The 20873-nt window shown below is 65.0% G+C and carries 18 protein-coding genes and 1 tRNA gene; 8 read left to right on the forward strand and 11 right to left on the reverse strand.

Going from position 1 to position 20873, the window contains the following annotated elements:
• Positions 1–18 precede the first annotated feature (18 nt).
• From I6F36_RS31030 to I6F36_RS31045, 4 genes are all read right to left on the reverse strand, one after another.
• Positions 19–3324 carry a carboxyl transferase domain-containing protein gene (locus tag I6F36_RS31030; RefSeq protein ID WP_225172825.1) on the reverse strand — a complete coding sequence of 1102 codons (3306 nt, stop codon included), beginning with the start codon at positions 3322–3324 and terminating at the stop codon, positions 19–21.
• Between the two features lie 8 nt (positions 3325–3332).
• On the reverse strand, positions 3333–5054 hold the full coding sequence (locus tag I6F36_RS31035) for an AMP-binding protein (RefSeq protein WP_225172826.1): 1722 nt from the start codon (positions 5052–5054) through the stop codon (positions 3333–3335).
• A 146-nt stretch (positions 5055–5200) separates the two neighbouring features.
• Entirely contained in the window at positions 5201–5872 is a 672-nt protein-coding gene (locus I6F36_RS31040; protein WP_225172827.1) for an aspartate/glutamate racemase family protein, read from the reverse strand.
• A gap of 12 nt (positions 5873–5884) precedes the next feature.
• Positions 5885–7567, reverse strand: coding sequence for a methyl-accepting chemotaxis protein (locus tag I6F36_RS31045; RefSeq protein ID WP_225172828.1), 1683 nt, complete (start codon positions 7565–7567; stop codon positions 5885–5887).
• Positions 7568–7859: 292 nt separating this feature from the next.
• Between I6F36_RS31045 and I6F36_RS31050 the strand changes: the two genes are divergently transcribed.
• Together I6F36_RS31050 and I6F36_RS31055 are read left to right on the forward strand one after the other, a co-directional pair.
• A complete protein-coding gene (locus tag I6F36_RS31050) occupies positions 7860–8360 on the forward strand; it encodes a hypothetical protein (protein WP_225113887.1) in 501 nt (166 codons plus the stop codon).
• Positions 8361–8374: 14 nt separating this feature from the next.
• Positions 8375–8845 carry a hypothetical protein gene (locus I6F36_RS31055; RefSeq protein ID WP_036028721.1) on the forward strand — a complete coding sequence of 157 codons (471 nt, stop codon included), beginning with the start codon at positions 8375–8377 and terminating at the stop codon, positions 8843–8845.
• 3 nt (positions 8846–8848) lie between these two features.
• On the opposite strand, the gene I6F36_RS31060 is transcribed toward I6F36_RS31055, so the two are convergent.
• Positions 8849–9448 carry a TetR/AcrR family transcriptional regulator gene (locus I6F36_RS31060; RefSeq protein ID WP_225151082.1) on the reverse strand — a complete coding sequence of 200 codons (600 nt, stop codon included), beginning with the start codon at positions 9446–9448 and terminating at the stop codon, positions 8849–8851.
• Positions 9449–9606: 158 nt separating this feature from the next.
• Between I6F36_RS31060 and I6F36_RS31065 the strand changes: the two genes are divergently transcribed.
• Positions 9607–9984: a tautomerase family protein gene (locus tag I6F36_RS31065; RefSeq protein WP_109145972.1), complete on the forward strand. Its 378-nt coding sequence runs from the start codon at positions 9607–9609 to the stop codon at positions 9982–9984.
• A 37-nt stretch (positions 9985–10021) separates the two neighbouring features.
• Here the strand turns inward: I6F36_RS31065 and I6F36_RS31070 are convergent, their stop codons facing one another.
• The 3 genes from I6F36_RS31070 to I6F36_RS31080 all read right to left on the reverse strand — a co-directional run bounded on the left by I6F36_RS31070 (position 10022) and on the right by I6F36_RS31080 (position 13466).
• Positions 10022–10891, reverse strand: coding sequence for a DUF1989 domain-containing protein (locus tag I6F36_RS31070; RefSeq protein ID WP_225172829.1), 870 nt, complete (start codon positions 10889–10891; stop codon positions 10022–10024).
• Between the two features lie 76 nt (positions 10892–10967).
• Positions 10968–11897, reverse strand: coding sequence for a GTP-binding protein (locus I6F36_RS31075; protein WP_225172830.1), 930 nt, complete (start codon positions 11895–11897; stop codon positions 10968–10970).
• A gap of 3 nt (positions 11898–11900) precedes the next feature.
• Complete coding sequence (locus tag I6F36_RS31080) at positions 11901–13466, reverse strand: amidohydrolase family protein (RefSeq protein ID WP_276573741.1); 1566 nt, start codon at positions 13464–13466, stop codon at positions 11901–11903.
• An 838-nt stretch (positions 13467–14304) separates the two neighbouring features.
• On the opposite strand from I6F36_RS31080, the gene I6F36_RS31085 reads away from it, so the two are divergent.
• The 4 genes from I6F36_RS31085 to I6F36_RS31100 all read left to right on the forward strand — a co-directional run bounded on the left by I6F36_RS31085 (position 14305) and on the right by I6F36_RS31100 (position 17136).
• Entirely contained in the window at positions 14305–14937 is a 633-nt protein-coding gene (locus I6F36_RS31085) for a hypothetical protein (RefSeq protein ID WP_225172831.1), read from the forward strand.
• Positions 14894–15877: an alpha/beta hydrolase gene (locus tag I6F36_RS31090; protein WP_225172832.1), complete on the forward strand. Its 984-nt coding sequence runs from the start codon at positions 14894–14896 to the stop codon at positions 15875–15877. The genes I6F36_RS31085 and I6F36_RS31090 overlap by 44 nt, the downstream gene beginning before the upstream one ends.
• Before the next feature lie 189 nt (positions 15878–16066).
• A complete protein-coding gene (locus I6F36_RS31095) occupies positions 16067–16537 on the forward strand; it encodes an aminoacyl-tRNA deacylase (protein ID WP_036009608.1) in 471 nt (156 codons plus the stop codon).
• A 179-nt stretch (positions 16538–16716) separates the two neighbouring features.
• Complete coding sequence (locus I6F36_RS31100) at positions 16717–17136, forward strand: CBS domain-containing protein (RefSeq protein WP_036009620.1); 420 nt, start codon at positions 16717–16719, stop codon at positions 17134–17136.
• A 320-nt stretch (positions 17137–17456) separates the two neighbouring features.
• On the opposite strand, the gene I6F36_RS31105 is transcribed toward I6F36_RS31100, so the two are convergent.
• From I6F36_RS31105 to I6F36_RS31115, 3 genes are all read right to left on the reverse strand, one after another.
• Positions 17457–19274, reverse strand: coding sequence for a DEAD/DEAH box helicase (locus I6F36_RS31105; RefSeq protein WP_225172833.1), 1818 nt, complete (start codon positions 19272–19274; stop codon positions 17457–17459).
• 73 nt (positions 19275–19347) lie between these two features.
• A tRNA-Glu gene (locus I6F36_RS31110) sits at positions 19348–19422 on the reverse strand.
• A 57-nt stretch (positions 19423–19479) separates the two neighbouring features.
• Positions 19480–19824 carry a hypothetical protein gene (locus tag I6F36_RS31115; RefSeq protein WP_036009606.1) on the reverse strand — a complete coding sequence of 115 codons (345 nt, stop codon included), beginning with the start codon at positions 19822–19824 and terminating at the stop codon, positions 19480–19482.
• Here I6F36_RS31115 and I6F36_RS31120 point away from each other — a divergent pair.
• Positions 19823–20830: an RluA family pseudouridine synthase gene (locus tag I6F36_RS31120; protein WP_225172834.1), complete on the forward strand. Its 1008-nt coding sequence runs from the start codon at positions 19823–19825 to the stop codon at positions 20828–20830. The genes I6F36_RS31115 and I6F36_RS31120 overlap by 2 nt on opposite strands.
• Positions 20831–20873 lie beyond the last annotated feature (43 nt).

Genomic DNA, 20873 nt, shown 5'->3' on the forward strand with positions numbered 1-20873 from the left:
GCTATTGCTGCACCGCCCTCACCACGTGTCGATGCACGGCCGCTTCTTCGCCGTCCTCGGCTCGGGCTTCGGCACCGTGCGCAAGCCCGCCATGATCCAGCGCCGCGTCTCGGCCGGGTCGATGACGTTGTCGATCTCGAACACGGAGGCGATCGAGACCGCCTTGCCGTTGGCATAGAGCTCGGCGACCTTGTTGCGGTAATAGGTCTCGCGCTCCTCGGGATCGGCGATCGCCTCCATCTCCTTGCGGAAGCCGAGGCGGACGTAGCCCTCCAGGCCCATGCCGCCGAACTCCCCGGTCGGCCAGGCCGCGGTGAAGAACGAGGCGTGGAAGCCGCCGCCGATCATCGATTGTGCGCCGAGACCATAGCCCTTGCGCAGCACGATGCCGAACAGCGGCACGGTGAGGCTGGCGCCGGTCACGAACATGCGTGAGACGTGGCGCACGATCGCGGTCTTCTCCGCCTCGGGGCCGACCATGAAGCCGGGCGTGTCGCACAGCGAGACAACAGGCAGATCGAAGGCGTCGCAGAGCTGGAGGAAACGCGCAGCCTTGTCGCCGGCATCGGCATCGATTGCGCCGCCGAGATGGCGCGGATTGTTGGCAATCAGGCCGAACGGCTTGCCTTCGATTCGGATCAGTGCGGTGATCATGCCGACGCCGTAGTCGCGGCGCAGCTCCAGCACGGAATCCTTGTCAGCGACGAGGTCGATCACGCTGCGGATGTCATAGACGCGCAGGCGGTTCTCGGGGATGGCGCGGCGGAGCAGGCGCTGGTCAGCAGCCTCCCAATCCGCCACCGCACCCTGGAAATAGGACAGATATTTTTGCGCGACGCGGGTCGCTTCCTCCTCGTCCTCGACCAGGATGTCGATGACGCCGTTCGGCGACTGGAATGATACGGGGCCGACCTCGGCCGGATGATAGACACCGAGGCCGCCGCCCTCGATCATGGCAGGACCGCCCATGCCGATCGAAGCGTTCTTGGTGGCGATGATGACATCGCAGCAACCGAGCATCGCGGCGTTGCCGGCGAAGCAATAGCCGGAAACAACGCCGACGACAGGCACAAGGCCCGAGAGCCGCGCGAACTGCACGAAGGACGGCCCGTCGAGGCCGGTCATGCCGAGCCGGTCGGTGTCGCCGGGCCGGCCGCCGCCGCCTTCGGCATAGAACACCAGCGGCACGCGCCAGTCTTCCGCCAGCGTCAGCATGCGATCGATCTTCTTGTGGTTCATGTGGCCCTGCGTGCCCGCGAGCACGGTGTAGTCGTAGGCCACGACGATGCAGCGCGCGCCTTCTGGCCCGAACTTCTCGGCATTGACAGTGGCGACGCCCATGACGAGGCCGTCCGCCGGCGTGTTCTTGATGAGATCGTCGAGCTTGCGCCGGCGGCGCTGCGCCGCGATCGCAAGGCTGCCGTACTCCATGAACGAGCCGTCGTCGACGAGCTGGGCGACGTTCTCGCGAGCGGTGCGCTGGTTGGTGTTGCGGCGGCGCTCGACCGCAGCGGGGCGGTTCTCGTCGAGCGTGTTGGCCTGGCGGGCGATCAGCTCGGCAAGATCGGGACGGATATGGTCGAGATCGATGTCGGCTTCCGCCGCCGCGCTGTCGGCGGCGACGTCGAGCGGCTCGAGATAGAGGATCGGCTCGCCATGCAGCAGCGTGACGCCGTCACCTGCGACGAGTTTTGTCACCCGCCCGCCCTGCTCGGCCATGACGAGGTGCTCCATCTTCATGGACTCGATCACGGCGAGTTGCTGGCCGGGGCGGACGATCTCGCCTTTCTTCACCTGGATGGTGACGATGGTTCCCTGCAAGGGCGCCGCGACCATCACCGTGCCTTCGGGTACGGCTGGCGCGACATGCACCTCCGCGCTGTGACCGGCGCCACGCTCGGCCGCGGCGAAGTAAAGCGGCTTGGCGGCACCATCCGATGCTTCCACGAGCCTGGCAATGTTGCGGTCGATGAAATCAGTCGCGATGCGGTTGGTCCTGAAATCGGGATGTGCGAGCACCGCCTGAAGAAACGCGATGTTGGTGACGACGCCATCGATCCGGAACTCGCGTAGCGCACGCGAGGCTTTCGCGACGACGTCATGCCAGGCCTCGCCCGGCGTGTGCACGATCACCTTGGCAAGCAGCGAATCGAAGGCCGCGCTGGTCTTGTAGCCGGCATAGCCGAAACTATCGACGCGCACGCCGGGGCCCGACGGCGGCTCGAATACCGCGAGCACACCGCCGGTCGGATGGGTGGCGCCTGACACGTCCAGCGTCTCCATGTTGACGCGCAGCTGCATGGCATGGCCGCGCGGCTTCGGGATCGATGCCTGCGCAAGACCGAGCGAGCTCAATGTGCTGCCTGCGGCGACCGCGAGCTGGGCGCGGACGAGATCGACGCCGAGCACCTCTTCGGTCACGGTGTGTTCGACCTGGAGACGCGGGTTGGCCTCGATGAAGGCGAAGCTGTCCTCGGCGGTTCCGTCGACCAGAAACTCGAACGTGCCGAGATTGTCGTAAGACGCGGCGCCCGCCAGCTGCTTTGCCGCCTCGATGATGCGGCCGCGCAGGGCATCGCTCAATGACGGGCTCGGCGCCACCTCGATCAGCTTCTGGTGCCGGCGCTGGATGGTGCATTCGCGTTCCCAGAGATGGGTGATCGCGCCATGGCGGTCGCCGATGATCTGGACCTCGATGTGGCGCGCCTGCCGGATCAGCCGTTCGGCATAGACGCCCTCGAAGCCGAACGCCGCCTTGGCCTCGGACTGGCAGCGCGCATAGGCCTCCGAAAGGTCGGACGCGTTCTCCACCACGCGCATGCCGCGGCCGCCACCGCCCGCCATCGCCTTGATCACGATCGCAGCATTGCTGCCGAGCGAGGTGAAGAATGCCGTGATCTCCTCGAGACTCGACGGCCCGCTGGTGCCGGCAATGATCGGCACGCCGCAGCGTTTGGCCAGCTGACGTGCCGCAACCTTGTCGCCGAACAGCTCGAGCGCAGCCGGTTTCGGCCCGACGAAGGTGATTCCGGCGTCGGCGCAGGCTTTCGCGAATGCCGCGTTCTCGCTGAGGAAGCCGTAGCCGGGATGCACGGCATCGCAAGCTGCGCTCTTGGCCGCCATCACCACGGCCTCGATGTCGAGATAGGCCCGTGCGCCGCGGCCGGGGATCTCGATCGCCTCGTCCGCAACGCGCCCGTGCAGCGACAGCGCATCGTCGGCGGGATGGATCGCGACCGTCGCAATGCCGGCATCGGCCGCCGCCCGTGCGATGCGGATGGCGATCTCGCCGCGATTGGCGATCAGGAGCTTCTTGAACGACATCGTCTCTCTCACTGGACGGCAGGAGGATTTGGAATGAGGTCCTGCTTCCTGACCTTGCCCGTTGCCGTCAATGGCAGCGCATCGATAATGCGGACTTCCGGAACCTTGTAGACGGCCATGCGCTCGGCGCACCAGGCGCGCAGTTCCTGTTCTGAGACCGTACCGATCGCTTCCGGCTTGAGCTGGATGTAAGCAACCGGCACCTGGCCCTTGTCCGGATCATCACGGCCGACCACGCCCGAGCCCAGCACCTTCGGATGCTGCCCCAGCAACGCCTCGATCTCCGGCGGAAACACGCTCATGCCCTTGACCTTCAGCATCTCCTTGCGCCGGCCGAGGAAGTGCAGAAAGCCGTCCTTGTCGATGGTGCCGATATCGCCGGTGCGCAACCAGCCGTCGACGAGCGATTCCGCCGTCGCCTCGGGCTTGTTCCAGTAGCTCTTGAGCAGCGACGGCGTACGCACGCGGATCTCGCCTTCGGCTCCCAGCGGCAGCAGCGCACCGGTCTCGAAATCGGTGATCTTGAACTCGGCGCCGGGGACCGGCAGGCCGACGAAGATCGGCTGGCTGTTGAGGTCGAAATCCCCGTCCTGAAAGCCAGCGGTGAAAGTATTGGAGGTGTGGGTCTCGGTCATGCCCCAGGCCGCCTCCATCAGGATCGTGCCGGTGAGGTCCTTCCAGCGCCTGCGATAGCCGGCGTTGAGCTTCTTGACGAAGGAGACCACGCGCACCTGTTGCAGCGACGACAGGTCGAACTCGCTCCAGCGCGGATGGTCCATCATCTCGACCGCGCTGTCGACCGGCATCGCCGTCATCGTGACCTTGTACTTGTCGATCGCCGCCATCGCGCCGACAGCGTCCCAGCGCGCGAGCAGAACCAGCGTGCCGCCCGAGAACAGCGGGAAGATCAGACCGGAATTCTCGCCCGCAATCCAGAACTCCGGAAAGAACGACAGGAACACGCTGCTCTCATCCGAGGGAAACGAGATGCCGTAATTGGCGGCGGCCGTGTAGACCATATCGCGATGGGTATGGACGCAACCCTTGGGCATGCCGGTGGTGCCGCCGGTGTAATTGAGCGCGGCGACATCATCGAGGTGGGGCGGCGGCAGCGGGGTCGGTGCGGGCAGTGCCGCGAGCGCCGGCAGGAGATCAGTTGCGCCGGAGACCGCAACGCGCGGCGTGCGGATCGAGTCCGGCGCGGGAAACGCAGGCGCCGCCGGCACGACATCGGCGAAGCTGGTGACGATGATCTCGCGCAGGCGCATCTCGCAGCGGACCTGATCAACGATAGGCATGAGCTGGTCGAGCGCGACGATCACCTCGGCCTCGGTGTCGTTGAGCTGGTAGGACAATTCGAACGCGCGCGACAGCGGGCTGATGGGGACGTGGATCGCGCCGAGCTTCAGGATACCGAAGAACACGACGTGGAATTGCGGGCAGTTCGGCAGGAAGACGGCGACGCGATCGCCCTTGCGCACGCCCTTTGCCTGCAACAGCGCCGCAAAGCGATCGCTCTTCTGATCGAGATCGGCATAGGTGGTCACATGCCCGTAGAAGATCACCGCGGGCCGCTCCGGACTCCGCTTCGCCCAGGTGCGCAGATATTCCGTCAGAGGAACTTCGCCGTGCAGATAGTTCGGCGAGCGCGGCAGGCCGGTCGGCCAGGCTTTGTCCCACAGGCCGCGCAAGGTGGCGAGGTAGTCATTCTCGTCGAGGCCCGTGTTCATGACGTCCTTCCCGTGTTGCTTTTCCTTTCGCGAGGGACGCAAGGCAGCATCGCTCGACCTCGTTACACGTCGAGCACCGCAGAGTTGATGTCAAGGAAAACAGTTTCCCGCAGCACGGCCGATGCCGCGGCGCGGAAAAACCGGGGCTACGCCGCGACGAGACGAATGATCCGTCGCACGGCAGATGGGATCGGGGCGATGATTGGCGCCGCGAACATCGGCTGAAGCTCGCGCGCCGCTTCACCCAGCGGCCCGCCGCCGATGATGACCGCTTCCGCTCTGTCTCGCACAATGCAGGCCTCAACCGCGCCGGCGAGCGCTGCGCGCAGCTGCGCCGGATCGCGCATCAGCTGTTGCGGATCACCATCGGCGAAGCGCGTGCCGGTGTAGCTCGCGCGCAAACCCAGCGTATCAGGCAATGCATCGATCTTCGCTTTCAGCAACGGCGTCGTGGTCGCCACGCCGAACCGGCGACCGTTCCCGGCGGCTTCCAGCATCGCGGATTCGCCGATGCCGACGGCGGGCAGCTTCATCGCCGCCTTGATCCCGGCGAGACCGGGATCACCGAATGCCGACACGATGACGCCGTCGCACTCGCCGCCACGGAGACGCGCGATCTCCTCGACCTCCAGCGCAGCCGCCTCCAGCGCGTCCGCCGAGACGATCATCGTGGGCGCACGCGTTGCCGTGGCGCCGACGATGTCGAAACCATCGGCGGCAGCGGACCTTGCGATCGCCACCATCATCGTGGTGGTCGCCTCATTGCTGTTCGGATTGATCAGGAGGATGCGCGCGCGTCGATCGGAGCTTTGGCCCATCCTCCCGTTATACTAAGCCGCCCGCACGCCCGCAACGAAGGCGCTGACCTCGTCCTGCAGCGATTGCAGCTTGTGCGTCAGCCGGCCGCTCGATTGCAGTACGAGGCCGGCGGCCTGTCCGGTCTCGGCCGTCGCGTCGGTGACGCCGGAGATGTTGTGCGAGACCTGGTCGGTGCCGGAGGCCGCCTCCTGCACGCTGTGCGCGATCGCCTTCGTCGCGGCGCCCTGCTCCTCGACCGCGGCGGCGATCGACGAGGAGATCTCGTTGACCTCCATGATGGTGGCGCGGATGCTCTCGATGTTGCCGACGACCTGATTGGTCTCGGCCTGGATCGCGGTGATCTGCGCGCCGATCTCGTCGGTCGCCTTCGCGGTCTGACTCGCCAGCGACTTCACTTCGCTCGCGACCACCGCAAAGCCCTTGCCGGCCTCGCCCGCGCGCGCCGCCTCGATGGTGGCGTTGAGCGCGAGCAGATTGGTCTGCGAGGCGATCTGGTTGATGAGGTCGATGACCTCGCCGATCTTGTGCGCGGCGGCGGCAAGGCCCTGCACGGTGTCGTTGGTGCGCTGGCCGTCGGCGGCGGCCTTGTCGGCGACCGTCGCGGCCTGTGCCACGCGCTGACTGATCTCGGCGATCGAGGCCGATAATTCGCCGGCGGCGGAGGCCACCGTCTGCACGTTGCTCGAGGCCTGCTGGCACGCGGTGGCGACGAAGCTCGCACGGTCGCTCGCCTTGTTCGCGGTTTCCGACATGCCCTGCGCCGCCTGCTGCATCGCGCGGGCCTCGTCGAAGACGTCGCGAACGACGGCCTGGACGCTCGCCTCGAACTTGCCGGCGAGATCGGTCATGGTCTTGCGCTTCTCCTCGTCGGCCGTCTGCTTCAGCTCCTGCTGCTCGGCATGCATCCGGCTCACCGCCGATGCATTGTCCTTGAACACGGCGAGCGCCTTGGCGAGGCCGCCGACCTCGTCGCGGCGGTCGGTGTAGGGCACGTCGAAGGCGCTGTCGCCGGCGGCAAGGCGCTCGGTCAGCGCGGTGATCCGGGCCAGCGGCCGGGTGACGCTGCGGCCGATCAGGAAGGAGGCGCCGAGCACCACGACCAGCACAGCGAGACAAATACAGGCGAAGGTCATCGCGTTCTTGCGGAAGGCGGCATCGACGTCGTCCAGATAGATGCCGGTGCCGATGATCCAGCCCCAGGGCGCAAAGCCCTTCACATAGGAGATTTTCCCGACCGGCTGGTCGAAGCCGGGCTTCGGCCAGAGGTAGCCGTAGAAACCCGCACCCTGCTTGTTGACGACGTCAACGAAGCCCATGAACAGCGCATTGCCGGCGGGATCCTTCATCCCGGAGAGATCCTTGCCGTCAAGCTCGGGCCTGATCGGATGCATGACCATCTTGGGGGTCATGTCGTTGATCCAGAAATACTCGACCTTGTCGTAGCGCAGACTCTTGATCTCGGCCATCGCGCCGCCCTGCGCCTGCTCGCGCGAGAGCTTTCCTTCGCCCTCGAGCTTCTGGTAGTGCGCCAGGATGCCGTAGCCAACATCGACCATCTGCTGCGTCTTGGCCTGACGGTCGGCGACCATCTGCGTGCGCAGGGTCGAGAGGGCGACCGGCGCCAACGCGATCATGCCGAGGAGGCTGATGCCGACAATCAGGACCAGCTTGAAACTGATGCGGGAGAAAATCATCGGTGCTCACAGGAATTGGAAGGGCTGATATGCCAGATTATCCCGCGTCTCTTAGCAAAGCTTTAAGCATTCGGGTTCCCGACACTCCGAAATTTTGCGGGGACGTTACCGGCACGCTCGTATGGCCACGAGACAAACGAGACCGACTTCACCCGAGATACGAATTCTTCCAATCTAGAACACCTCGACATCGCCTCTCCGCGCGTTGACTTGGAGAGCTCTCTGGCAGAACGATCGGCGCAGATCATCCGCGCCAGCGCTGGCGTGAGCGCAGCCGGAGGCCAGAAGCACAATGCATCGATCGACATACACCAGGCCCGTCGACCTTCCTGCGCTGAGCGCAGCGGAGCGTCTCTTCATCTGGGGATTTCGGGCGAAGGCGCGTAGCGGAAGCGCCGTCCCGACGGCGGCCGATATCCAGCAGGTGTACGACCATTTTCGCGTCGGCGATGCCGTGCTGTCGCTGGATTCCATCATCGAGATCTTTGCCTGCACCGCGCATACCGCGATCGAAGTGCACTGCCCCACCTGTCCGCGCATGTCCGACAGCGAGCGCGGAATCTTGCGCGCGATTGCCGCGGCCCAGCAGGACCGCGTCGATGTCGCGCGCGAGCAGTTCGAGCGCTGGCTGCCGCCGATCGGCGCCGATTGGGCGCTCGCGCCGGTCCTGGGGCTTGCGACGATCTTCCGCATGGCCGGCCTCGTCCTGCCCGACCGGCACGTGCAGCCTGTCGAGCATGACAGGATTTTGGCGATGAAGAGCTGGTTCGTGGGCAGCGCGACGTTGCATTGACGAGATCGTTCACGATGCGGGCCAGTTGCGATTCTGCGCCGACGTCGGACGCTGGTGAGCCGCTGCTCTGTCCACTCCAGGCCGCGCTTGCGACCCGGCCGGACATCGACAGCTACGATGATTTTTCCCGCCTCGCGCTGGCGCTGCTCCGCTTCATCGGAGCGGCCTATGCGACCGGCGCATCGGATTGCTGGGAAGCGGCCTATCGCTTTGCCGAGGAAGCGCCCGGCATTGCCGACAGCCCGCTGCTGGTCGCGCGCGCGGCCGCGCTCGTCAGGATTCTGCGCAAGGAGCGGTCCTGCGAGCTGTGCTTCATGCCGCCGTCCTGCAGGCGGCTTTCCAAGGACGAGGCGGAATTGATGCGACTGCTGGCGGTCGCGCGCCGCAAGCAGCCGGGCGAGCTCGAATCCACCGTTGGCCAGGTCGTTGGCTCCGGCAAGGAGGATGCTGCGACACGCGCGGTCAACGCGCTCGCGCTGTGCTGACACCTATCCGCCATTCCTGCCGAGCACGAGATCGATCGTGTGCGCGGCGATCTTGCGCAATTGGGGCTCGTCCCCGAAGGCACGCTCGAGCACGGCGAGGCCGCGCGTCACGGTGACGATGTGCAGCGCCGCAGCCGCGGGATTGCCGTCGAACTCGCCCCGCGCCGCGCCAGCGGCCAATGTGTCCTGAAGCAGTGCGGTGATGCGCGAGATCAGGTTCGCAAAAACCTGGCGCGCGTTGTCGTCGAGCCCCTCGCCTTCGGCGCCGCCGAGCTCCATCAGCCCGCGCGTCGTCGGACAGCCGCGCGGCGGTGTGCCCGAGCGGAAATTGGTGATGGTCAGATCGAAGAACGCGGTGAGGCGCTTGCGCAAGGAACCTGCCCCGAGCGCCTTTTGCAGCTTGGCGAGATAATCCCCCGCGTAGCGTTCATAGGCCTGCAGGAATAGCGCCTCCTTGCTGCCGAAGGCATTGTAGAGACTCCCGCGCTGGACCGCCGCATCGCGCGCAATGTCGGACAGCGAGGTGCCGCGCACGCCCTTGCGCCAGAACTGGTCGAACGCGATGCGCAGAACCTCGTCATGATCGAACTCGCGCGGTCTCAAGCTTGGCTCCGCAAAGTATTTGACATGCCGTCAAGAACATGCTTTCTCGACATCGTGTCAAAAACTGATCGAGATTGATAGTCCGTTTTTCTCAATTGGCCGAGCCGGCGGCGTTCACATCGCCGTGTCGGCCGGGACCGCATGCAAAGGGCCGCGTGATGCCTCTCCTCCACATTTCGATGCGCGCCGGTAAGCCGCAAAGCTACCGGCAGGCGATTCTGGACGGACTTTACCGCGCGATGCGCGAGGCCCTGAACGTGCCCGAAGGCGATGCGTTCATGGCCATCACCGAGCATGAGCCGGCCAACTTCCGCTGCGGCAATGCTTACGGCGTCGAGCGCAGCGAAGACGCCCTGCTGATCCAGATCACCGTGTTCGCCTCGCGCACGGCCGAGCAGAAGAAAGCGCTGTATCGTCGGATCGCCGACCTGCTCGGCGAGAACCCGGGGATCAGGCCCGAGGACGTGTTCGTCAACGTGCTCGACGCGCCCAAGGAGAACTGGTCCGTCGGTCACGGCATCGCGCAGTTCGCGTGAGGTGCACGGCGACGGATTGCCGGTCGAAGACTGAGATTCAGCGTCCCGCATGCGCACCGTGGTGACGGTGATACGCGCTCGGGGTAGGCCAGGTCCAGCCTTTCAGGGCCGTTCGATCCGGCTCGAAGATTTCGATCTTGAGCGGATGGCATGCCGCGGCATCGCTGGAATGGGTTGCGCTGCAGTCTCCACCCGGACAGGCCGACAGCGCGCCGAGCAGGTCGATCTCCGCGAAGAGCTCGATGAAGTCGCCGGGGCGGACCGGACTTGCCTTCATGAAATATTGGTGCGTATCCCCAGTGAAGCCGGTGCACATGAAGACGTTGAGCACGTCGTGGACATGATGCTCCACTGCGGCCGGATCCGCCTTCAATTCGGTGGCGAGGGCGCGGGACAGGTTGGAGTGACAGCAAAAATCGTAAGCCGTGCCGTTCAGCAGGAGATTTGTGTAGGGATCGCAGCGCGTGCCGATCACATCGTGAATGCCGGCACCGTCCGCGTCGAAGCCGTACCAGCCAAGCGTATCGTGGCTGATGGTCGCCATCGGCCTAAGATAGGGCATATTACTCCAGAGCCGGTCACCGATGCCGACATGCGTGCCATGGAGCGCCCGCGTCTTGCCGCTGAAGAAGCGCTCGGAGAGATCGTCTGCATTCCAGAGATTGAGGTCACCGACCTGAGGGCCTTCGATGCTCACGATGCGGAAGAATTGGCCGCGCGCCACGCGAAAGGCACGGGCATCGCGTGGCGGCACGATAAGCTCGTGCGTCTTGACCGCGGCACGGCGGACTGCTTCGAGCGCGGCCATGTCCGGCCCGGGCATCGTCCCGGCCGGATAGACGATGGCCGGCTTGGCAGCGCGGCGCGAGGCGGCATCAGCGGGGGCGAGTGGCATATTTGGCGGCATAGTTCGGCCTCGGATCGACTCGGCAAGAGGAGAGGTGGTGGCTAATGGCGGAAGCGGTTGACCCTACCCCCTCACCTCAGCCGCCGGCAACGCACGCCTCCATGACTTCATCGAGCTCCACCTTCGAGAGCATGCCAAGCTCGGCAATGAAGACGATGCGCGTCCGCGCCGCGCCCGGTGTCGGCGCATCGCCAGGCGCCAGGGTCGCGCGGCCGGCGGCGAACTGAAACACCATCGTGCGGCCGGGCTGCTCGAGCGTCTCGAACAGGCCCTTGGCGCGCGCCAGCTTCGGTGCAAGGCGGCTGATGGCCTGCTGCAGGCGCGGCAACGAGACCGGCTTATCCGAGGTCCAGCTCAGTGCCTCGAAGCGCTCCTCCGCCGGCCGTTTCGGTCCCACCTCGCGCGACGCCGGAGCGCGGTCGGCGCCGGCGGGAAACAGCAGCGCAGGCGGAATCTCGCCGTGGTGTGCATCGACCACCACCGCGGGCACGCGCTGGGCGCGGATGGCTTCACGCATCCGCGCCCCTGCGCCCGCGCCCACCAGATCGAGCTTGCTCAATGCCACGATATCGGCGACGCGCAGCTGCGACCGCTGCAACGCCTCGTCGAGGGCAGCGAGCGGTGTCCCTGCGTCCAACACGCAAAGCACCGTCTCCAGCTGTGCCTCGCGCAGGATCACCGGGTCCATCAGATTGCGCACGATGTCAGCGGGATCGGCGACGCCGCTGGTCTCGATGACGATACAATCGGGCTTGGGATCACGCCGCAGCAGCGTCGAAAGCGTGCGGAGCAGATCGCCCTCGAGCGAGCAGCAGATGCAGCCATTGGCAAGGCTGACCACGCCGTCGCTCGCGCCCGCGATCAGCTCCGCATCGATGTTGATGGCGCCGAAATCGTTGACGACGGCAGCGATCCGCCGCCCCTCCGCATGCGCCAGCAGATGGTTGACGACCGTGGTCTTGCCGGCCCCCAAGAAGCCCGTCACCAGGAGAATGGGGACCGCCATGGATCAGCCCTCGACGATTGGGCGGCGCACGGGCCTGCCCGGCCGCGCGGTCACATCGAGCATGCCGTCGCTGATCAGCACCTGGCCGCTGACGACCAGATGCCGGACGCCCTCAGAGGGCCGGTTCATCGCGGTGAAGGTCGCACGGTCCGAGAGCTTCTCGTAGTCGAACACGACGATGTCGGCATCCGCGTCCTTCGCGAGCCGGCCCTTGCTCCGCATCGCCGGCGTGCTCTGCGAGAGGATTTCCGCCGGGATCAGCGCGCATTTGCGCACGCCTTCCAGCAACGACACGGCTTTGCGCTCGCGCACCCATTCACGGATGAACTTCGTGAAGCAGCCGGCCGAGCGCGGATGCGAGGTCGCATCATCCGGCAGCGGCCAGGCATCACCGGTGTAGGTTGAGCCGTCCGACAGCGTCCACGGCATCGCGTCGGAGGCGATCGCGCCGCCGGGATACAGCACCGACATATCGAGCAGGTCGCGGTGGTGCGCATTGTTCTCGGTGTCGAGAATGTGCCAGAGCACCAGCGAGGACGGCTCCTCGGCCTGCGCCTTCAAGAGCTCCTCGCGGTCGTGGAAGCGGTAGCCGTCGGTGACGCGCTGCACGGAATCGTAACCGGTGCCGTTGCGCTCGACGAACTGGGGATCACTGAAGAAGGCCGCGGCCAGCACGGTCGAGCCGGTGCCGTAAGGATAAGCCTCGACCGTGATCGGCAGGCCCTGTCCTTGCGCCTTCTCGATCAGCACGCGGCAACGCTCGACGTCGGTCTTGCTCGACGAGTTGAAATGGCAGATGTGCATGTGCGCGCCGGTGGCGCCGGCATAGCCGATCAGGCGGATATAGGCTTCCACTGCGCTCTCGGGATCGATGCGCGACATGAAGGCGACATGGGTGAAGGTGGGGACGTCCTGGTTCGCGGCCAGCTGGCACACTGCGGTCAGCTCCTGCACGCCGGCGCCGGGCGCATAGGCGTTGAGGATGCCGATGCCGATACCGCCTTCGTTGAGGCCGCGGGCCAGACGCTCGAGAATGCCCGAGACCTCCGCATCGGTTGCGACGTTGTCCATCCAACGGCGGTCGCGCATGGCGTTGCCGAACGCTTCCAGCGAGCTCTCCGCGTTGGACCCCGTCATCGCGCCGATGCGGGCAAAGGCCCAGTTGGTGGCCGCGCCATAATTCAGCACGCGCCCCTTTCGGGCCTGGCGCTCATACCAGGACCCGACCGGCAGCACGCCGGCCTCGAGATCGAGGGTGGTCGTGACGCCGTCGAACGCCTGCATGCGATCGGCCGGGATCGACTGGCCATGGGCATGCAGATCGATGAAGCCGGGCGCCACCACGAGGCCGGTAGCGTCGATCACCCGCTCGGCGCCGCCGAGGCCCGTGCCGACGGCGGCGATCTTGCCGTCCACCACCGCCACATCCCCAACGGCGTCCATCCCGCTCGCGGGATCCACCACCCGGCCGCCAGAGACCACCAAACCGCTCATCTCGTCACTCCGAAAAGCAAATTGCCAGAATCTCCGAAGGCCCGGCAGCAGCTTCGGAGGCGCATCGGCGCGCATAGTGCATATTCTCGTGAGAACGACCACCACCACTGATGCCGATGCAGCATGCTTGCAAGTGAGGCCGGTGAACGCAGGAAGTGTATCGGACCGGAGCCCAACAATGCCGCTGCGTCAGTCCGCCGATCCAATCGGCATACGCTCGCGTTCTCGCGGCGTGATCCGCCCGAGCTATGCTCCGCTTCACACACCCCCTCAAGGAAAGGGCGCAGGGAAGACCGGGCGCCAGCTGGCACCCATAAGACCCCTGCGCTGAACGAATGCACACGCAGTGCACAGGGGAGACACAGGGCAGCCGAAACCAGGCCTTCCCTGCGCGATGGTTTGACGGCCTATGCCGCGCTCTCCCGGGAGCCGAGTTCCTTCTGGCCTCCCTCGCCTCCGCGAAAGTCACGCCTCTCGCGCCGGTTGACGCGATGACGTCTTCGCCAAGGCTTGACCGTAGCAACGACGGCCAGGACCACACGGTTTCGCCGTACGCAGGGCGCCGTTCGTCTTCGCGGGTCCCGCATGCTCACGAGGTTCATCTCGCCCTGCACGCGCAAGCTCCGCCTTCAACGCCGCCCGCGTCCACCGCAACTTCCAGCCCGCGCTCGAAACGACGTACGACGGCCCCTTGGTGGGCTGGAATGGCCGACACATACGACAAATCCGAATTTCGGTAAAGTGGAATATTTTTGGCGGGAGGGGTTGACAGCGGATCGGGGTGTTTTGCCGTCGACGCCGGGGCAGTTGCCTTCCGGACACGGCGAGGGTTCATTGCCTCGAAGGACGATCCGCTTATACTGTCCGGGCCGATTGCAGACAGCGCGGCATCGGTCCGTTGGCAAGGTGTCCAATGCGCGTGAAATTCGGAGACATCCTCCAGGCTTTTGAGTTCGCCGATATCAGCGGCATTGTGGAGTGCCGCACCTTCGTCTGCAGGCAGACAGGAAAGATCTACTACCAGTTCGATCAGGACGACCTCCAGGAGCTCGAGGACGACGAACTGCCTGACGATATCGAGGACGAGACCAAATACTTGCAGATCCCGAACTCACGAGACCTCGACCTCGGCAAGCCTCTCGTGATTGCCTTCGTCCGCGAGTTCCTGCCGAACGATCTGGACGACGTTCGCTATATTTTCAGCAAACGTGGCGCCTATCAGAAGTTCAAGGGCCTGCTCTCCCAACGGGGAGCGATCGATGCTTGGCATGACTACCGCAACAAAGCGAGGGAGCGGGCATTGCGCGATTGGTGCGAGATCCAGGCAATCGAGATCACCGACAGACCCGCCATTCACTTGAAGGCCACGACATGCGCGAGGCGGCTCCGCCGCGATCTCGCCCCCATTGTCATTCAGAGAGCAGATGGGGCGATGCTGTCGGGGGCAAAGTTCCCATGGGTTCCCAGTGATAGGCCGACGTCTTCTCCAAACAAATCATTCCATGTCGCGCCGCGCTCTCATCGGCGGTCTCCTGTCGACGGGTAGCGCGCTGGCGCTTGGCGGATGCGCTGGCCTCGGTGCGACCGGCGCGCGCTTCGACGCCTCCTCGCTCTCCGTCGATCCGACGTTGCTTGTCGTCACCACACGCAAGCCCGTGAACGGCGGCCGCGCGAAACCCTGGTTCGGGCCGGAGCGTGCGACGAGCATGACGGTCGCGCGGGCGAAGCTGACGGCGCCGGACGAGAGCCGGCTTTCCCTCGCCTCGGTCGGACTCGAGAATTGGCGTCTCGACCGGATCGAGCCGGTCCCGGCCGACGCCGGCGATCTAGCTGGCCAGGCCGGCGGCGGGGACGTGCTGATCTATGTGCACGGTTTCAAGCAGACGTTCGAGACGGCGGTGCTGGATGCAGCCCACCTTTCCGATGGGATCAAGTTCCGCGGCCGGACCATGGCGTTCTCCTGGCCTTCCAAGGCAGGACTGTTCGACTACGCCTACGACCGCGACAGCGCGATGTGGTCGCGCGACAATTTCGAGCGCGTGCTCTCTGCGCTGGTGTCGGCGCCGGGGGCGGGGCGCGTGCACATCGTCGCCCACAGCATGGGAACCATGCTGACGCTCGAAAGCCTGCGCCAGCTCCATGGAAGATACGGCGACACGGTGACGAGCAAGATTGGCGCGGTGGTGTTTGCCGCGCCCGACATCGACATGGACGTGTTCTCGTCGGCGATCCAGCGCATCGGCCCTCTCGCCGGCAAGATCACGGTGATCGCCTCGACCAACGATCGTGCACTGGCGCTGTCGGGGCAGCTCGCCGGCGGAATGACCCGCGTCGGCGCGGCCGAGAAGGCCGCCATCGCAGGGCTCGGTGTGCGCGTGGTCGATGCCTCCCAGGAAGGCTGGGGCATCATCAACCACGATTTGTTCCTGTCGAATACGGAAGTGCAGCGGGTGATCCGCCGCTCGATCGACGGCACGACGGCGTAGGAGAGCGCCGAGCCACGCGAAAAGCCTGCTCCTGCCCACACCCGTTGCGGCTCCGAGGGGAATTGCATTGCAGCTTGCGGATGGAAGACCTATGTTGGGTAGCTAGTCAGGCAGCCGCCCATCGAATGGCGAGAGTCTGCAGGATCGCCTCACGGTGGATGGTTTCCATTCCGCATCGGAGGTGATGCCATGGCCATTGCTCCCACCCTCCAGAAATACCTCGCCGCTGAGAACATCCAGTACGAGGTGATCCCGCACGAACTCAGCATGACGTCCGCCCGAACGGCGCAGGCATGCCATATCTCCGGCGATCGCCTCGCCAAGGGCATCGTGTTGCGGCGCGACGGCGGATACATGCTGGCCGTCTTGCCCGCATCGCATCACCTCCGCCTGTCGGACCTGAGGACAAGCCTCGGCGACAATGTCCACATGGCCAATGAAACCGAGATCAATCGGCTGTTCAGCGACTGTGCACACGGTGCAGTTCCTGCCGTCGGCAAATGCTACGGATTGGATATCATCGTCGACGACAGCCTCGAGGCACAGCCGGACATCTATATGGAAGCCGGCGATCATGAGACGCTGCTTCACATGGGTCACGCGCAGTTTGCGCGCCTGACGGCCAACGCACCACACGGCCGCTTCAGCGCGCATGACTGAGGACCTGTGCGCCGCCCATTGTCCTTGCGGCCTGGGCGGGAACTCTAGCGCAAGTTCGCCGTCATACCGTTCCGCAGGGTGGCGGCGAAAGTGTCTGCGCTTTGTCTGGTCGGAGTTCGGAAGATGGGGTGCCGCTGCATTGCATCAACGCACTTGAAACCCACGAACGGAGGCTCGCCATGAAAGTCAAAGACGTGATGCACAAGGGTGTCGACTGGGTCAGCCCCGACACCCCAATCACCGAGATTGCCAAACTGATGCGGGCACATGACATCGGCTGCATTCCGATTGGCGAGGATGACAAGCTGGTCGGAATGGTGACCGACCGCGACATCGTCTGCAAAGGACTCGCGAGCCACAGCTTCGATGCCGGCCGCGCGACGGCACGTGACGTGATGACCGAGGGCATCCATTGCTGCCGCGAGGACGATGACCTCGCCAAGGCGATGCATCATATGGAGAAGCTGCAGGTCCGCAGGCTGCCGGTGATCAACAAGAGCAAGCGGATGGTCGGCATCATCAGCCTGGGTGACGTCAGCCATTCCTCATCGGGTGACATGCTCACCGAGACCGTCAGAAGCGTTTCGGCGCATCACTGAAGTTACCGCCAAAACGTATGGCCACGGCTCCTCTCGCGATCCCCCCGAATAGGGTTGAGTGGGAGCCCGAGTCATGCGCTCGTGGTGCAACTATCGCGCGGCGCAGAAGCGACGACGCGATGCGGCTCATTTTGCGCCGGAGTGAATGCAAGTTGCGCCGGAATGGATGCAAGGCCCGTTCACTCGATCACGTCATCATCGATGACGCTGCGACGCGCAACCTACCACGATGTGTTTCTTTCGAATGCGGACGTGCAGCGGGCGATCCTCCGCTCGATCGACTGCACTACCGCGTGAAAGAGCGCCTGCGCGGCGTCGGGCTACGCGATCAAGCGCTGCACCAATGCCGACTCGCTCGAATACGTCAGGAGCGCCTCGTGAGTTGCCCGGGTCACCCCGACATAGGTCAGCCGGACACATTCCTCGACGGTCTCGCCGTGGCGGCCGAGCAGGCCCAAGCCGGCGATGGCGACGCAGGGAAACTCCAGCCCTTTCGCGCTGTGCATGCTCAGGAATCGCACGGCGACCCGCTTGACCGAAACCCGGTTGCGATTGTCCTTGGCGATGTCGATCGGCGCACCATGCCCGGCGACAATCTGCGCAACCCGTCCGCCGATCCAGTGCTCCGGGTAGAGACACGCCATCTGCGACCACTCGTAGCCGGCTTTCTTACGGTCGAGAAACCACTCGGCAACGCAGTGAGCTTCCGCCTCGATGCTCACGCACCGCCGCACATCCGGCTCCAGTCCCTGCCGACCCGCATCTTCGGGCAGCAGGATGGCGTGCTCGTCGTCGGCCGTGATGCCGGGAGCGCCGATGACGTCCGCGGCGAAGCGTCTCGCGAAGGCAACGATTTGGGCGGTGTTGCGATAGTTCACCTTCAGTACGGTCGTTCTGCCCTTTGCTTCAATGCCGAGCTGGCTCCAGACCGGCCGTTCACGCCCCTTATAGATAGCCTGGATATCGTCGTAGACGACCATCAGCGCCTTGGTGCGCGGGTTCACCATCTTGGCCGCAAGCGCGAGCCATTGCGGTTCGAAGTCGTGCGCCTCGTCGATCAGGACCGCGTCGTACTGCTCCGCCGGGATATGGCCGTGATCGACCGCCTTCACGACCTCTGAAACGCTCGCAGCCAGGCGCTCCGCGTAGTCCGGATAGTCTCGCTCGGATGGGGCGGTAATCCCGTACGTCCGCAGCATCCGGTAGCACCACGAGTGGAAGGTGAGAACCTGAACGCGGTCCTCGACACCCCTGCTCTGCATGGCATCTTCAAGCCGGCCGGCGATGCCGTTGGCGTAACACAGGATCAGCACCGGCTTTGCCGCCGCACGTGCCAGATACTCGGCGCGAAAAGCGAGGATCAGGGTCTTGCCCGATCCGGCGACGCCGCGAATGATGCGATGCCCCTCGCCCAGGCTGCGCGCGAACTGCTCCTGATGAAGGTCCATGACCGCGAGCGTCCGATCCGAAGAATCGGCGCGAGGCGCATCGTCCAAAGGCAGGGCAATCTGTCGTATCCGAACCTCCGGAAACAGCAGCGCGCGCAGGCGGTCGAATTGCGGCATGGACAGCGGCTCTTCGAGACGCGGATGAACCATGCGCCACAATTTCGACCGGAATTCCTCGGGGTCCGCGCCCTCGGTCATCTCGTCCTTGAACAGGCAGAGATGCCCGGAGAACACCTCCTTGAGATCGGTCTGATCGAACTGCTTGCGGGTGATGTTAGTGAACACGGCCCCGAAGCCGAACGGAACGATGGACCGGCCCGCGAGGCGATGTCCCGGCGGAAACAACAATTGCCCGTCGCGCTCCAGCGTGCGCACGACCTCGAATGTATATTTGCGAGCCTGCTCCAGCGGATTGCTTTCCCGCACCTCACCACGGCTGGTCAGCAGTTCGACCTTCGTCTTGTCGGCCGACACGATCGTCTCCAGGCGCCAATCCTTCACCTCGAGCACGAGCAGGCCGTTCGCGGGATGAATGATGATGAAGTCCGGATGCCGGTTGCGAGGCCCGACAGGCAGGTTGTGCCAAACGACGGCGTTCTCCTCGAGGAAGTCCTTCAATCGTTCCGCCAGTCGTAGCTCACCACGGCTGTCGAAGCGCGCGAAGCCGAGACTCGGGATCAGGATAGCCATGTCACGACCGCGAGCACCTCCAGGCTGACATGGTCGCCTAGAGTGTGCAGGTTTTCAATGGCTTAGGATCAGCTGGCGCTCCCTAGGGGAATCGAACCCCTGTTTCAGCCTTGAGAGGGCCGCGTCCTAACCGCTAGACGAAGGGAGCGTGAGGGCTAGCCAATAGCCTCGAAATTTGTCCGCCGCAAGGACCCCGAGGGGCGTTTTACGGCTCATTGGCGAATTTCAGCCGTCCGGCCGACTTCAGGGTATGGGCATCGAAGGTGCGGATCTCGATGATTCCGCCGAGATCCAGCGTCACTACGAGGCGGTCGCCGGCGACCCCGGTCGAGACGATTCTGGCGCCCTTGGGCAGGGTGGCAGTGACATCGCTTGCCGCTTCGACCGCCCTTCCCTCAGACTTGAAAAGGCGGTAGCCCACCGCGATCAGCACGGCGCAGAACGCCAGCGCCGTGGTCAACCCCGCGATCAGCATCATCCGCCGCACCCGCGCGAACAGCGCGGCCTGCTCGGGGGTCGGTTCGGGAACAGCGGTATCAGACGTCGTCATGGAAAGCCCTGGGTCAGCGCAAAGGTTGGAGGTTGTGGTCGAAGGCTCCGAGGGCTCGGCCCGGCTCGACCGCGTGCTGGCGGCGCGCCTGCCGGAGCTGTCGCGATCGAGGCTGAAAGCCCTGATCCTGGCGGGCGCAGTGCACCTGAAGGCCTCCGCGGTCCGCGACCCCGCTTATCACGTCGCATCCGGCGATACGATCATAATCGACGTGCCGGAAGCGGCGCCCGCCGAGCCCAAGGGGGAGGACATCGCCCTCGATATCGTGTTCGAGGACGACGACATCGTCGTCCTCAACAAGCCCAAGGGCCTCGTCGTGCACCCCGCGGCCGGCCACGAGACCGGCACCTTGGTGAATGCGCTGATCGCCCATTGCGGCGCCTCGCTCTCCGGCATCGGCGGAGTGCGCCGGCCCGGGATCGTGCACCGGCTCGACAAGGACACGACGGGGCTGATGGTGGTTGCCAAGAACGATCTCGCCCACGCTTCATTGACGGCGCAATTCGCCGATCACGGCCGCACCGGCGCGATGCGGCGCGGCTACATGGCATTCGCCTGGGGCGTGCCGAACCGGCACCGCGGCACCGTCGATGCGCCGATCGACCGGCATCCGCATGCACGCGAGAAGATGGCCGTGCGCCAGGGTGGCCGCGAGGCGGTGACGCATTGGGAAATCCTGGAGAGCTTTCATGGACACGACGGCAAGGGCGTCGCCGCCCTGCTCGCCTGCGAGCTCGAGACCGGCCGCACCCATCAGATCCGCGTCCATCTCGCCCATATCGGCCACCCGCTGATGGGCGATGCCGTCTACGGCCCGCATTTCAAGACCAAGGCCAACCAGCTCGGCCCCGCGTCGCAGGCAGCTTTGGCGGCGCTGGGTCGGCAGGCCTTACATGCTTACCTGCTGGTATTGGAGCACCCGAGGACGGGAGAATTACTGCACTGGGAGGCGCCTTTGCCGGAGGATTTGCTTCTCCTGGAACGTGCGCTCAAGGCGGCGCTATGACGCAGGCCGCTTCAGAAAGCCTTTACATTACAAAAAGTTATAG

The sequence above is a fragment of the Bradyrhizobium sp. BRP19 genome (genome assembly GCF_020194195.1).
In the GTDB taxonomy this organism is placed as follows: Bacteria; Pseudomonadota; Alphaproteobacteria; order Rhizobiales; family Xanthobacteraceae; genus Bradyrhizobium; species Bradyrhizobium yuanmingense.